Genomic DNA, 13,877 nt, shown 5'->3' with positions numbered 1-13,877 from the left:
TTTATTGCGCTGCGAGTCTGAGGCAGGAGCAAAACCATTTTTAGGACCTTTAACCGGCAGACGTTGCATTAAAAGCTGGTTGAATGTTCGATATTTACGCAAATTGCTAGCGCATTATCTGTTGCTAAATGTAACGGTTGCCGGGACGTGAGCGAAAACTGGCTAAGCTTTAATCATGATTGCTGTATGAAACGCTGCTGTATAAATCGGCAATCAACAGGCTTTACGCCAGTCCGGGTAAATGATGATTTCAGCAACACGATTAAGCGATCGGAGTAAATTATGGCTACACATCGTGGAGGTTCAGGAAATTTCGCCGAAAACCGTGAGCGTGCGGCAGAAGCCGGACGGAAAGGGGGTAAGAACAGCGGCGGCAATTTTAAAAATGACCCACAACGCGCCGCACGTGCTGGCGAAAAAGGCGGACGCAGCAGTAATAAAAAATCTGCTGATGCCTAATCCTCTTCTGCCGCCGGGAAATACCGGCGGTTAACATCATTGCTTTATCTCCTTTCACTCCGCAAAATGGCGCCCGAATCCCTTTGCAGGTGAATTATGTCGGACGCTATCCGCAGTTTATCCTTGCGCATTTCGCGCCAGGAGCTGGTTTTAATTTTTATAACGATGATCTGGGGCGGCACTTTCCTGGTGGTGCACCACGCTGTGCAGTACTCCGGGCCTTTTTTCTTCGTTGGCCTGCGCTTTGCCACGGCGGCACTGCTGCTGGCGTTGTTTTTTCGACGCTATTTAGCCGCAATAACCTGGATGGAAATAAAAGCGGGCACACTGATTGGCCTTTCAATTGCTGGCGGTTACGGATTGCAAACCTATGGCATGCAAACCATTTCCAGCAGCCAGTCGGCTTTTTTAACCGCACTCTATGTGCCAGTGGTGCCGTTATTACAATGGGTGTTTCTGCGTCGTCCACCGAGTGTGATGGCGTGGCTGGGGATTTCGCTGGCCTTTGGTGGTTTGCTGTTGGTAGCAGGGCCGCAAGATGGGCGCATCAATTTAAATCAGGGCGAGATTGCTACCCTGATCAGTACATTAGCGATCGCGGCTGAGATTATCCTGATTAGTCGCTTTGCCGGCCAGGTCGATGTGCGCCGCGTAACGTTAATTCAACTGGCTGTCGCCTCTGTTTGCGCATTTTTTCTGATGATACCCAATGGCGAATCTCTGCCTGCGTTTTCGCCGACATTGCTGTTGAGTGCGCTGGGTTTGGGCGCGGCCAGCGCGTTAATTCAGGTGACGATGAACTGGGCGCAGCGCAGCGTATCGCCAACCCGAGCTACCGTGATTTATGCCGGCGAACCGGTGTGGGCAGGGGTTGTCGGTCGAATTGCTGGTGAGCGTTTACCGGCCGCCGCTTTATTTGGCGGTGCGTTGATTGTTTGCGGTGTGATTGTTAGCGAACTGCGTTTTAAGCGGAAAAAAGCGGTGCAGCGAGCGCCGACACCGCTTGAGTAACTAACCGACAATCTTATTCTCGGCCAGCGCCTTACCGCGCTGGCGCAGAATGGCATTCAGGATGATCGCACCAAATGTGGCGGTGCCAATACCGCCCAGCGTGAACTCGCCAATTTTCAGCGCAAAGTCGCCTGCGCCTAAAACCAGTGTTGTTGCCACCATGATCAGATTGCCGTTCTGACTAAAATCGACATGGTTTTGCACCCAAATACGCGCACCCGCCACAGCAATCAAGCCAAAGACCACAATGGATGCGCCGCCAATCACCGGCCCGGGAATGGTGTGAATCAGCGCACCAAACTTAGGTGAGAAGCCGAGGATCAACGCAATCACCGCTGCTGCGACAAACGCAAGCGTGGAATAGACTTTGGTAACCGCCATGACGCCAATGTTTTCGGCATAGGTTGTGACGCCGCTGCCGCCCAGGGTGCCAGAAATCATGGTGGCCAGACCGTCGCCGACAAACGCGCGCCCCATGTAGGGATCGAGATTGCGCCCGGTCATGCCTGCTACTGCTTTAATATGTCCGAGGTTTTCTGCTACCAGGATAATTGCCACCGGCGCGATCAGCACAATGGCTTGCATATCAAACGTGGGTGCGGTGGTTTGCGGCAGTCCAAACCAAGGCGCTTGAGCGAGCAGCGTGAAATCCACCGGTTTGCCAAATCCTAAACCGTTGGTCAGCAGCGCATAGATTGCCCAGGCTACGATCAGGCCAATAAGAATCAGCAGCCGCTGAATCATGCCACGGGTAAATACCGCCACCAAGCCAATACATAAAACGGTCATTACCGCCATCCAGCTGTCGAAGGAGGAGGCAGAGACGCTGTGAACAGCAATGGGTGCCAGATTCAAACCAATCGCCATCACTACCGCACCCGTTACCACCGGCGGCATCAGGTTTTCAATCCAGCGCGTACCGGCTTTCATCACCACGAAACCAATCAGCGTATACAGCAAACCACAGGCGATAACGCCGCCCAACGCGATGCTGAGATTAGGATTCAGGCCTTGACCGTTGAAGCCGGTAACGGCAATCACCACCCCGACAAAGGCGGCGCTGGATCCCAAATAGCTGGGCACGCGACCACCAGTAACAAAGAAGAACAGCAGCGTGCCAATACCTGAAACTAAAATCGCCAGGTTGGGATCCAACCCCATCAGTAGCGGCATTAATACCGTCGCGCCAAACATCGCAACTGCGTGTTGCAAGCCGAGAACAATTGTTTGTCCCGCTGGCAACGTTTCATCGGGGGCGATCAGCCCGTTATCGGTTACTGCCGACTTCTTTTGCCACTGAGGAAACCAGGAACTCGCCATCGTTTACTCCAAAAAGAGATAAATGCCGGGGCCGCGCAATTTCGCTATAAAAGGTCAGCTAATAGCCGGCGGATTAACAGGCTTCCTGCCGCAAAAGAGGATGGTATCCGCGATCAAACCACATCAGGCCATGCGTGTCGTCATTGCGTACCAGCGCCAGTACTTCGCAAAACAGTGTGTCGTGTGTTCCCACGCTTACAATCTGACTAATGCGACAGTCAAAAGAAGCCACCGCGCCCTGTAAAATGGGTGAACCGGTGATCGCGGTGGTCCACTCTGCCGCGATGAAGCGTTCCGGCATCGGTGTTTTGCCACCGAACAGCGTTGAAAGTGCTTCATGACCCGATGCCAGCGTGTTGACACACAGTTGCATGTTTTCGCGAAATACAGGGTAAACCGAGGCCGAACGGTTCAGGCACACCAGTAAAGTGGGCGGTGAATCCGTTACGCTACATACCGCCGAGGCGGTGAAACCCGCGCGGCCTGCAGGACCTTCAGTGGTGATAATGTTGACGGCTGCGCCCAATCTCGACATGGCGTTGCGGAAGTCCTGTTTTTCCACCAAGGGTGGAAGATCTTCTCTGCTCATACTCTTCTCCGGCTTCGTCGGTTTAGCCCGCCACGTGCGCTGTTTTTAGCACAGTGTCGGTGTCATTCAGCCACTGCATGAGCAGTGCATTAAACGGTTCAGGATCGGTCACGCTCATTGCATGGCCGCCCCACGGCATTTCTACCAGCTGGCTATCAGGCAAGGCGGCAGCGAGCTGTACTGAACAACTCCACGGCACCAGCAAGTCGTCCTGGCTGCATATCACCAACACCGGCGATGTAATACTGGCTGCGCGGGTGCTGAAGTCAGCCGTTATCAATGCGTTCAAACGGCGTAACAGATTCTCCGTTCCCTGGAAATGGGCGACATGATGCGCATCTTCCTGTTCCAACCGCGCCTGATGCTGCGCCATCCACTCAGAGGGATAAAGAAACAGCGGCTGCGCCCGAACAAAGGCATCAATGCCTACGTTGAGCAGCAGATCCTGACGCACATGAAAACAGCGTTGGGTATGCGCATTAAGCGTTAACCAACCATTAATCACCGCGACGCGCTCAACGCGTGTTGGGTAATCAAGCGCCAGCTGTAAACCGATCAAGCCGCCTAGCGCATGACCAACAATGCCAAATTTTGTTATACCGTGCAGAGTTAGCGCCTCTGCTAACTCTGCCGCCATCATTTTCATGCTGTAGCCTTCCGGCAGCGTATCAGCACTACGCCCGGTGCCGCGTTGGTCATACAGCACCACGCAATAACGTTCACAAAGTGTCGCTAACTGTGGCTGCCAAAAGCCGGTAACACCGCCCAACCCGGAAGAGAGCACCAGCGTGGGCGCTTCGTCAGCAGGCTGGCCATGAATTTCAACGTGCATCACGCCTCCTGTTTACCAATGTGCGCAATGCTGGCGATTTCGATTAAGGCGTCTGGTTTGACCAAGCCACATTGAATGCAGAAGCGCGCCGGTTTTTCGCCAGGAAAATAGTCGGCATAGACCTGATTCACCGCTGCATAGTTTGTCCAGTCGGTAAGAAAAATGGAGTTGAACGTGACGTCCTCCATGCTGCCGCCTGCGGTTTCGATCACTTTCTTGATGGTTTCCAGCACGTGACGGGTTTGCGCGGCCGCATCACCGACATGCACCACGTTGTTATTCTCATCAAACGGCAATGTGCCCGAGACATAAACCACGCCATCTGCCAGCGTTCCCGGAACAAAAGGCGCAATGGGCGTCGTGGTACCTGGCGGGATAATCACACTTTTCGGCATAGCAACGTTTCCTTTTTATCAGCAGGTGAAACCGTTTTAGACGGAGGGTTGCAGGCTTTCGCAAAAAGTATCAACGTTGGATACCCAGCCAAAGAACGTTTCGATATTGAAAATGGCGGCCTGTTGGGCAAAAGTTGGCCCAGCCTGATAGGTTGCGTCTTCCAGCACCACGCCGAAATATTCCAGAAAGAAGCCGTCGCGCAATGTCGATTCCACACAGACGTTGGTCGCGATACCGGTGAAAATTAAATGGCGAATGCCACGGCTGCGCAGCATGCTGTCGAGTGGCGTGTTAAAGAAGCCGCTGTAACGCGGTTTTGGCAACACAATATCGCCAGCTTGCGGTGTGAGTTCGTCAACCAGCGCATAATCCCAGCTGCCCTTTGATAACAAGGTGCCTTGCAATTCAGGACGTTTGCGCATGGTTTTCAGGGCATTCGATTTATGGAAGTTGGGTGAACCTGCATCGCCCGCTTCGACATACTGTTCGTCCCAGCCATTCTGAAACCAGATGATTTGAATACCCGCTGCACGTGCAGCCGTTACCGCCTGGTGAATTTTGGCAATCACCGGTTTGGTGGCTGAAACATCAAACCCCGCCAGATCGAGATAGCCGCCTTGTGTGGCATAGGCATTTTGCATATCCACCACAATCAACGCCGTTTGACTGGGCGGGAAGGCGATAGCTTCAGGACGTGCAGGCAGTTCAACCTGGGGAATGTCGGGAGTGTGGGCGCAATAAACCGTATTCATTAAGCTACCTCTTGCTGAGCATCAATCAGTGCGCTGCGGCAAGCCATCAGCGGTTGGATATGTTGACCAAAGTCTTCAATACCTTGCAGGAAGTCATCAAAAGTCAGTAACACGCCGTGCGTGCCGTCAACTTCAGCGACGTCGTCCAGCATGCGAGCCACGTTGGCGTAGGAGCCGACCAGCGTGCCCATATTGATGTTTACTGCTGAAGTCGGATCAGCCATTTGACGCACATTGGTGTCGCTACCCGATTTGGTATCTTGCTGACTTTGTGTGGTCAGCCAGGCCAGCGCTTCTTCATCGGCGCCCGCTTTGTAGTGTTCCCATTTGGCGCGTGCTTCTTCATCGGTTTCCGCCGCAATGATCATAAACAGCACGTAAGAGCCGACATCGCGGCCCGCTTTTTCTGCCGCTTGTTTCATGCGTATTGAGGTCGAGGAAAACGCCGTTGGTGTATTGACGCCTTTGCCAAAGCAGAAGTTGTAATCCGCATGCTGCGCCGAAAATGCCATGCCCGCATCGCTTTGACCCGCGCAGATCACTTTCATCGGTTTTTGCGGTTGCGGGCTGACGCGGCAATCATTCATGGTGAAAAAGTCACCTTTAAAGTCTGATTTGCCGGTGCCCCAAAGATCGCGCAGCACCGTGACATATTCGGTCAGATATTTGTAGCGGCTACCGAAATACTCATCACCAGGCCACAAACCCATTTGCTCATATTCTGGTTTTTGCCAGCCGGTGACGAGGTTGACGCCAAAGCGCCCGTTGGAAATGGAATCAATGGTGGCAGCCATGCGCGCCACAATGGCGGGCGGTAAAGTCAGCGTGGCGGCGGTTGCATAGATCTCAATGCGTGAAGTCACGGCGGCCAGACCTGCCATCAGCGTGAAAGATTCGAGGTTATGATCCCAGAATTCCGTTTTTCCGCCAAAGCCGCGCAGTTTGATCATCGACAGCGCGAAATCGAAATGATAATGCTCAGCTTTCTGCACAATCGCTTTGTTCAGTTCAAAAGTCGGCTTGTACTGCGGTGCAGTAGATGAAATCAACCAGCCATTGTTACCAATCGGAATAAAGACGCCTATCTTCATGTGAAACCTCAATTAATTAGGGTGGGACTGTTTCACGCGCTGCGCTGCATCCTGCGTCATCCTTGATGGCGGCGCTCAATCAAAGATTTTGCAAAGGCTGTGCCACAATTTGTAAATCGAGTAATAACAAAAGGTTAAATATAACTCGAAAGAGTTAACTGGAGTGATTGGTCTGTTTTGGACCATCTGGTCAAAATAAGCTGCACGTTTTCCATGCAACCTGAGCAAAAAAGGTGCAAGAGCAGAAATGGGCAGCTGCCGGCAGCTTTGCTATGATGCGGGGATGCAGAGCGGATAAGGTAACAGTGTGAAAACAGATGAAAAAAAACCAACGCGCCGTTCGCGAGCTGTAGCGGCCAAGCGTGCAGCTATCCTGGATGCTGCGCTGGCATTCTTCTCGCAATTCGGTATTCACGGCACCACGCTAGACCAGGTTGCCGAACGCGCCGATGTCTCTAAAACCAATCTTCTTTATTACTATCCTTCCAAAGAAGTTTTGTACGTAGCCGTGCTGAAAGAGATTCTTGACGTATGGCTGGCACCGCTTCGCGCGTTAGCCCACGATCAAGATCCGCTGATGGCTATACGCCGCTATATTCGCCTGAAACTTGAAGTGTCACGCGATTTCCCGCAGGCATCACGGCTGTTTTGTCTGGAGATGCTGCAAGGCGCACCGCTATTGAAGGGCGAACTGGCTGGCGATCTCAAACAGCTGGTGGATGAAAAAGCCGCGATTATTGAACGCTGGATTGATGAAGGCCGATTGGCTGGCGTACAACCGCAGCATTTGATCTTTATGCTATGGGCAACCACGCAGCATTACGCCGATTTCGCCAGTCAGGTTGAGGCGGTAACCGGGCAAACGTTGAGCGATCCGCAATTTTTCGATCAGACGGTAGATAATGTGCAGCGCATGATTATTGAAGGTATCCGCGTGCGTTAATTTTACGGCCATACGTTGTTGCGACGGAGTAAAAAATGGATTCTGTTTCGCAGTTTGTTCTGGGGGCATCCGTCAGCGTGGCGGTGATGGGCCGACGCGTCCCGCTTTGGCAAGCCGCCGCCGTGGGTGCGGTATGCGGCACATTACCCGATCTTGATGTCTTTCTTGATCACGGCGATGCCATTCGCAACATGACATTACACCGTACCGAAAGCCACGCTTTGCTCTATTTGACGCTGGTTTCGCCGCTGCTGGCGTGGTTGGTCGCGGGCCTTTTTCGTGGCAATGTGAAATGGCAAGCGTGGTGGCCTGCCATTTGGTTAGCATTGATTACACACCCGCTGCTGGATTTGATGACTGTTTATGGTACGCAGCTTGGACTGCCGATCACCGATCATCCTTATGCAGTGAGCAGCATCTATATTGTTGATCCGCTCTATACCTTGCCGCTGCTGATTTGTCTTGGTGTTGCCCTGTGGCGGCGAGGCGATCCTGGTCTGCGCTGGAACCGTATCGGTTTGGCGCTGAGCACGCTTTATCTGGCATGGAGCGTGGTGATCCAGAGCATTGCTACCGGAGAGATTAAGCAATCACTGGTTGATCAGGGTCTTCCAGCCGACAAAGTGCTGGTCACACCCACTGCATTTAACACGTTGGTGTGGCGCAGCGTGGTCATTACCCCCGATCGTTATGGCGAAGCCTATTGGTCACTGCTGTCGCCAAATCGTCCGCTTAATGTTAGCTGGCAGCCTCGTCATCCTGAACTGTTTGCACAGGTAAAGGGAGACTGGTATGCCGAACGTGTGGCCTGGTTCAGCCACGGTTTTTATGCGATGAATGAGAAAAATGGCAAGATCACAATTGCTGACTTACGCATGGGAGAAGGGCAAAACTATACGTTTACCTTTAATCTCGGCTCGCCTCAGCAGTGGGAAACCCATCCGCAGCGGCTACCTTCAGCACGGCCTGCGTTGAGCGCCAGCTTTAGCGCGCTAGCCGATCGTCTGTAAATAAAAAGCCCGGCCATGATTGGCCGGGCTTTTTTGTCATTCTAAATGAATTAGCGGCTAGCGCGACGGCGCAACAACCAACCCAGCGTCAACAAGGCAAACCACACTGGCGTTACCATTAATGCCTGACGCGTATCTTCCTGCAAGGTTAACAGCACTAGCACAAAAGCGAAGAAAGCGATGCAAACCCAGCACATCAATTTACCCATTGGCATTTTGAACGCCGACTTTGCATGGCGCTGTGGATATTTTTTGCGATAAACCAGGTAGCTACAGAGAATGATTGTCCAGACAAACATGAACAGAATCGCTGAGACCGTCGTCACCAGCGTAAATACTGTCATGACATCCGGGATCAGATAAATCAGCGCCACGCCACTCAGCAAGCAAAGGCATGAGAAAAACAGACCGGTAGTCGGCACCGCGCGCGCTGAAAGACGTCCAAATGCACGATGCGCCACGCCTTGCTGTGACAGGCCATACAACATGCGGCTGGTGGAGAAAATGCCGCTGTTGGCAGACGAAGCCGCAGAAGTCAGTACAACAAAATTCACGATGCTGGCGGCAGCCGGTAAGCCAATCAGGACAAACATCTCAACAAATGGGCTGCGATCGGCCTGTACTGCGGTCCACGGCGTCACGGCCATGATTACCATCAGCGCCAACACATAAAACATAATCACGCGCAGCGGAATGGCGTTGATAGCGCGTGGCAAAACTTTATGCGGATCGTGTGTTTCGGCAGCCGCGGTACCCACCAGTTCGATGCCGACAAAGGCAAACACCGCAATCTGGAAACCGGCAAAAAAGCCGCTTAACCCTTTCGGGAACATGCCGCCATGATCCCATATATTACTCAGTGATGCAGTCCCGCCGCCTGGCGAAGGATAATGCATTGAAACCAGTACGATACCGGTGACTATCAACGCGACAATGGCGACGATTTTGATAATCGCGAACCAAAATTCCATCTCACCGAACAGCTTTACCGTGGCGACATTCAGCGTCACAAAGACAAACAGGCAAAGCAGGGCGCTCATCCATATTGAGAAACCGGGGAACCACAACTGGAAATAGGCGCTTATCGCCACTACGTCGGCAATACCGGTGACAACCCAGCAGAACCAATAGGTCCAGCCGGTAAAATATCCTGCCCAAGGCCCTAACAGGTCGGCAGCGAAGTCACTGAAAGATTTGTATTCAAGGTTGGAAAGCAGCAGTTCGCCCATGGCACGCATGACGAAGAACAGCATAAAACCGATGATCATATAAACAAAAATAATCGAAGGACCTGCAAGGCTGATGGTTTTACCCGAGCCCATAAACAGCCCAGTGCCAATGGCACCGCCGATTGCGATGAGTTGGATGTGGCGATTATGCAGGCTGCGCTGCAGTTTTTCGGGGTTCTCCTGCGTAACCACCGCGTCTTTAGAGTGATCAACCATATGATTGTCTTTCCTGTCTTGATGTTGTGTCAGCTCTACTGGCTGTTATTAGGCGAGTCTGCCTCAAGGGCAAGTCGGCATAAGATAGTGGAAAGCACCTTGAAGTCGGTAATTTTTTTTGAACAATTGTGACCTTTCATCACCTTATCGTCGGCAGGTTTTGTTTACGCAGCACACTATTGCGTCAGGATGCGTAAGTTTTAATCACTTTGTGCCAGATTGACTGCGTATTAACTGAGAGCTTCTACACTTTTCTTTTGCTTATCATCATGCTGCGAGAGGGGAAATGCGCACGCTTATCCTGTTACTGGTATTCATTGCGGTGGGTTGGGGGAGTTTGCCGTGGATCAAAAAGAATCTGCCGCCTCAGTTCAATCCCTTCACGCCACTTGCAGTTACCGATCCGCCAGGTTGGATGACGCAACTGAAAATGAAGCGGCTAGCGAGTGATCCTGCTGCCTGTCTGGATGTGATGAATCGTGCTCAGCAAGCAGGATTAGTCAGTTTTAGCCAGCGTCCGCCAGTAACGGGCGCATGTCCGCTGGCTAATCCATTGCGCATCCAAAAATTTGGGCCGGTAAGTCTTAGCAGCAGTTTTCTGGCGAGCTGTCCGATGGCGGTTGCCAGCACCATGTATGTTTTACGCAGTCGCGATCAAATAACAAAACAGCAGCAAAGCCCGCTGGTGCGCATCAGCCACGTTGGCAGTTATGCCTGTAGAAATATTTATCATCGCGCTGAGGGGCGCCTGAGCGAGCATGCCACAGCGGATGCCTGGGATGTTACTGCTTTTCAATTGGCTAATGGACAGCGTCTTGAGGTAGGCAAAAACTGGCAGCAACCCGCAGCGAAGGCGCAAACGCTGCATAGTTTGTGGCAGGAGGGATGTCGGGTATTCGGTAATGCATTGGGGCCAGATTATAACGCTGCGCATGCCAGCCATTTCCATTTAGGTATGCGCGGTGCAGGCTATTGTCGTTGAGCCCGTAGTACGGCATTTAATGCAGTATTAATGTGCCGGATTGATACCGCGCTTTATCAAGAAATGATTGGCTGGCCAGGAAAAAACAAATCCAGTCATCATTGCCAGTTGCAGCATAAACCAGAAGGCATTGAGCTGCGGGTTGATTTGTTGATTTAATACAAATTTCAGGGCCAGTGCCATAAAGATAAATATGCCTGTTTGGTAAATAACCAAAGGAAAGGTTTCGATTCTTAATGCTATTAACAAGGCACGCCATAATGAATTTTTTTCACGCTGTTTAATGGCGAGCACCTGGAAAAATAAGCCGATAAGCAATGAAAGAACCAAAGAAATGATCGCTTCTTGCCATATAACTATCAGAATATTCAAATGATTTAGTAGTGAAATTATAGGTAATGTTATTACGTCGCCAAAAATACAGGCTGCTGCTGGAATAGTGGTTGAGACAAATATTGTCTGCCAGCTGTTATGACGGGCTGCTCTTTGCGGCATTAATAAAGCCAGATTTGCTTGACGAGAGGGTTGACGCCCAAGAAACCACCAAGCCAGCCATCCAATGAACGGCATATAAAGTCCGGTGATTGGCCAAATGATATTCATTACGCGAACCGGGTGAGGATGCTTGAAAATATCCTTAGCAATCATCAACGCCGTGCAAAGACCTAAAACTAAAAAAGGCAATGCCAATTTATCCATCATAATCAACCCCTGAAACAGAAAGTTAAAGTCCAGCAGCGCGGCGCAAACCTGCTCGCTAAGCTGCCCGATGCCGATTGCTGGTGAGGACTGAAGGCGGACAATGGAATAAGCGTAGCTTCAAAGCACGCGGACGGAAATGTCTCAAGCCAGTAAATTCTTTAGGTGTGATGAACAATATTTACCGCTTCGGTTATATTTTGCATACCATTAACTTACTGTATAAAAAATAATTTAGGGGTTGAACCTCTGATTTTTGCCCACAAATAATCATAACCTTTTTGTGTCGAAGGATGATGTCTGCTTTTCAGAGATTGAATTCCTATCGGAAAAATCTTATTCTGATGCAAGGTGGAAGTTTGCGGTGCTTCAACACTTTTTCACCGGTTCACCTTTCATGGTTTTTGGTTGAAGTTTATTTTTGCAACTCTTTGGATTTTTTTTACTTAAATTATTGCGCATTAAGCAATCAATATTTTTGCTCGAATCAATTAATATTTTGTGGTGAAGAATAATGAATAACAAAACGCATCTGCGTGAGAATAACGTTGAGGGAATATGACCACCGAGAATTATTTCGCCTGGCGAGCTGAGGCGGAAAGTCAATTTCAACATTTAACAGCTGCGCCTCAATTGAAGCGGTTATTACAGAGCTATACCGAATCATTGGGATTTGATTGCTTTGCTTTTTTGATTCAACATCCGGTTCCTTTTACCCGGCCGGGCATTCATGTACACAGCACTTATCCCAAATTATGGGTTAAGCAATATGAAAAGCAGAACTACTTTGCTGTAGATCCGGTGTTGCTTTTGTGTCAAAGACCAGGCAGAGGCGTTGAATGGACTGCCGATCTGTTTACTGGCGCGGGCAATCTTTGGAAAGAAGCAGGTGAGTTTGGCTTGCACAGTGGTTTTTCTTGTTCAGCAATGGCACCAAATCGAGCCATTGGTATATTATCTATATCATCGCATCAACCTTTTACCACGCAACAACGGCGCGTCGAGTTGGAAGTGAAACTGCACTTCCTGGCGGAGCTGAGTTTGCGCGTGCTAGAGCGTTTGAATGATGATTCGATGCTGGTCCTGAAGAATGACTTTAGTCAGCGAGAACTGGAAATTTTAAAATGGACCGCCGAAGGAAAAACCTCGGTTGAGATTTCGCTTATTTTATCTATTTCTGAACACACGGTGAATTTTCACCAAAAAAAGATGCAAAAACGTTTCAATGTTTCCAATAAAACGCAGATTGCTTGTTATGCAGCAGCGATCGGACTGATTTAAATAAAAAGCAACTACTAAATCTAGTAGTTCCTCTGACTGAGTCAGTTGTCTACCCTGCGCCGGAGCTTTGCCAGGCTGGCGCAAAGAAATCATTGCAAACATGGGGATGTCAAAGGCGCATGATGAAAATAATTCAAACGCAATTAAAGGATATGCCGTCCTCTTTGCTTGCCGAGTTAGGCAGCTATCGTTACAGCGTTTTTGCACGCGGCGAAGGGTGGTCAATTCCACCTCGTTTAAGTACGCCGGGGCAGGAATATGATCGTTATGATCGATCAGATGTAACCTGGCTACTTGCCTGGAGTGCGCGCGAAGGGATCAGTGGCTGCGCACGTTTAATGCCGTGGTTTGAGCCTGAGCAAAATGAAGGCATTATCTTACCTTTCGAACAAGAAAAAGTATGGGAAATGTCACGTTTCTCAGCCCGGCTGGACGTTGATTCTGAACTGCCGCTCAATATTCTGTGGCACGCTGTGCAGTTGGCTGAGCTAAATGGTATTGAATATATTATTAGCTCGGCAACGCCGATGCTGGAAAAGATGTTTGAGCAGCATCAGGTCGCGTACGAGCCACTGACGCCGGGATTGATTCAGTCAGAAGATAATCTGTTTGCGATTCGCATTCCGGTTATTCAACCTGCGCTGGCGGAAAAGTACCGTGGCACGCGTCGCTTTAGCCCGGAAGAGGTGCTGCCATCGTTGGGTGTTTCGGTTAACTGGCAATCACACGGTTAACGCTTTGCCCCCGTAATGCGGGGGCAATTCAGCTTACTGGCGATAAGCGGTTTTGATCTGCTTAATGGTGTTGCTAAAGACCTCAGCCTGCGGCTTATCGCCCAGCGTTTGGACATAACGTTCCATATTAATAATCACTTTCCCTGCGTCTGCTTGGCCCATTCCTTTCAGAATCAGCGTCACCATCATTTTCAGACAGGCAACTTCATCAGACAGTTTCTGGGTTTCCTGCGAGGTTGAAAAATCTTCGTCGCTCATAAATTCTCCTTGGTGATGTACAACGTGTCGGCAATCTGTCCGCACAGCAGTGCGTGAGTATATCACAGCGTTGAT

General features: G+C 50.6%; 16 protein-coding genes. 7 read left to right on the top strand and 9 right to left on the bottom strand.

Annotated features, from left to right (window positions below; all coding sequences use genetic code 11):
- Positions 1–282 precede the first annotated feature (282 nt).
- Complete coding sequence (locus tag MUG06_RS07585; protein WP_243078209.1) at positions 283–459, top strand: general stress protein; 177 nt, start codon at positions 283–285, stop codon at positions 457–459.
- A gap of 96 nt (positions 460–555) precedes the next feature.
- Positions 556–1,470, top strand: a complete 915-nt coding sequence (locus MUG06_RS07580; protein WP_243078208.1) for a DMT family transporter — start codon at positions 556–558, stop codon at positions 1,468–1,470.
- Here MUG06_RS07580 and rutG read toward each other — a convergent pair whose 3' ends face one another.
- From rutG to rutA, 6 genes are all read right to left on the bottom strand, one after another.
- Positions 1,471–2,790, bottom strand: coding sequence for a pyrimidine utilization transport protein G (gene rutG, locus MUG06_RS07575; RefSeq protein ID WP_215847146.1), 1,320 nt, complete (start codon positions 2,788–2,790; stop codon positions 1,471–1,473).
- Positions 2,791–2,863: 73 nt separating this feature from the next.
- Entirely contained in the window at positions 2,864–3,379 is a 516-nt protein-coding gene (gene rutF / locus MUG06_RS07570; RefSeq protein ID WP_215847145.1) for an NADH-dependent FMN reductase RutF, read from the bottom strand.
- Between the two features lie 22 nt (positions 3,380–3,401).
- On the bottom strand, positions 3,402–4,211 hold the full coding sequence (gene rutD, locus MUG06_RS07565; RefSeq protein ID WP_243078207.1) for a pyrimidine utilization protein D: 810 nt from the start codon (positions 4,209–4,211) through the stop codon (positions 3,402–3,404).
- Positions 4,211–4,606, bottom strand: a complete 396-nt coding sequence (gene rutC / locus MUG06_RS07560) for a pyrimidine utilization protein C (RefSeq protein WP_215847143.1) — start codon at positions 4,604–4,606, stop codon at positions 4,211–4,213. The genes rutD and rutC overlap by 1 nt, the downstream gene beginning before the upstream one ends.
- Positions 4,607–4,642: 36 nt before the next feature.
- Positions 4,643–5,359 (bottom strand): pyrimidine utilization protein B, encoded by a 717-nt coding sequence (rutB, locus tag MUG06_RS07555; protein WP_243078206.1) that lies wholly within the window; start codon positions 5,357–5,359, stop codon positions 4,643–4,645.
- Positions 5,359–6,450 (bottom strand): pyrimidine utilization protein A, encoded by a 1,092-nt coding sequence (gene rutA, locus MUG06_RS07550; RefSeq protein ID WP_215847141.1) that lies wholly within the window; start codon positions 6,448–6,450, stop codon positions 5,359–5,361. Before rutA ends, rutB begins: the two co-directional genes overlap by 1 nt.
- A gap of 307 nt (positions 6,451–6,757) precedes the next feature.
- Between rutA and rutR the strand changes: the two genes are divergently transcribed.
- Both rutR and MUG06_RS07540 read left to right on the top strand, forming a co-directional pair.
- Positions 6,758–7,393 (top strand): HTH-type transcriptional regulator RutR, encoded by a 636-nt coding sequence (gene rutR / locus MUG06_RS07545; protein WP_215847140.1) that lies wholly within the window; start codon positions 6,758–6,760, stop codon positions 7,391–7,393.
- A gap of 35 nt (positions 7,394–7,428) precedes the next feature.
- Entirely contained in the window at positions 7,429–8,403 is a 975-nt protein-coding gene (locus MUG06_RS07540; protein ID WP_243078205.1) for a metal-dependent hydrolase, read from the top strand.
- Between the two features lie 50 nt (positions 8,404–8,453).
- Here MUG06_RS07540 and cycA read toward each other — a convergent pair whose 3' ends face one another.
- Positions 8,454–9,848: a D-serine/D-alanine/glycine transporter gene (gene cycA / locus MUG06_RS07535; protein ID WP_215847139.1), complete on the bottom strand. Its 1,395-nt coding sequence runs from the start codon at positions 9,846–9,848 to the stop codon at positions 8,454–8,456.
- Between the two features lie 286 nt (positions 9,849–10,134).
- Between cycA and MUG06_RS07530 the strand changes: the two genes are divergently transcribed.
- Positions 10,135–10,830 carry an extensin family protein gene (locus MUG06_RS07530; protein WP_243078204.1) on the top strand — a complete coding sequence of 232 codons (696 nt, stop codon included), beginning with the start codon at positions 10,135–10,137 and terminating at the stop codon, positions 10,828–10,830.
- Between the two features lie 27 nt (positions 10,831–10,857).
- Here the strand turns inward: MUG06_RS07530 and MUG06_RS07525 are convergent, their stop codons facing one another.
- Entirely contained in the window at positions 10,858–11,532 is a 675-nt protein-coding gene (locus MUG06_RS07525; protein ID WP_243078203.1) for a DUF4396 domain-containing protein, read from the bottom strand.
- A gap of 555 nt (positions 11,533–12,087) precedes the next feature.
- Here MUG06_RS07525 and sdiA point away from each other — a divergent pair.
- Together sdiA and MUG06_RS07515 are read left to right on the top strand one after the other, a co-directional pair.
- Entirely contained in the window at positions 12,088–12,810 is a 723-nt protein-coding gene (sdiA, locus tag MUG06_RS07520) for a transcriptional regulator SdiA (RefSeq protein WP_243078202.1), read from the top strand.
- 122 nt (positions 12,811–12,932) lie between these two features.
- On the top strand, positions 12,933–13,544 hold the full coding sequence (locus MUG06_RS07515; RefSeq protein ID WP_215848303.1) for an acyl-homoserine-lactone synthase: 612 nt from the start codon (positions 12,933–12,935) through the stop codon (positions 13,542–13,544).
- Between the two features lie 33 nt (positions 13,545–13,577).
- Here the strand turns inward: MUG06_RS07515 and MUG06_RS07510 are convergent, their stop codons facing one another.
- Positions 13,578–13,802 carry a DUF2594 family protein gene (locus MUG06_RS07510; RefSeq protein ID WP_215847136.1) on the bottom strand — a complete coding sequence of 75 codons (225 nt, stop codon included), beginning with the start codon at positions 13,800–13,802 and terminating at the stop codon, positions 13,578–13,580.
- Positions 13,803–13,877: the final 75 nt, after the last annotated feature.

Source organism: Pantoea sp. MQR6, from assembly GCF_022761075.1.
Classification (GTDB): Bacteria; Pseudomonadota; Gammaproteobacteria; order Enterobacterales; family Enterobacteriaceae; genus Pantoea; species Pantoea phytostimulans.
The sequence above is the reverse complement of the archived record's forward strand: the minus strand, read 5'-3'. Positions and strand labels throughout refer to the sequence as shown.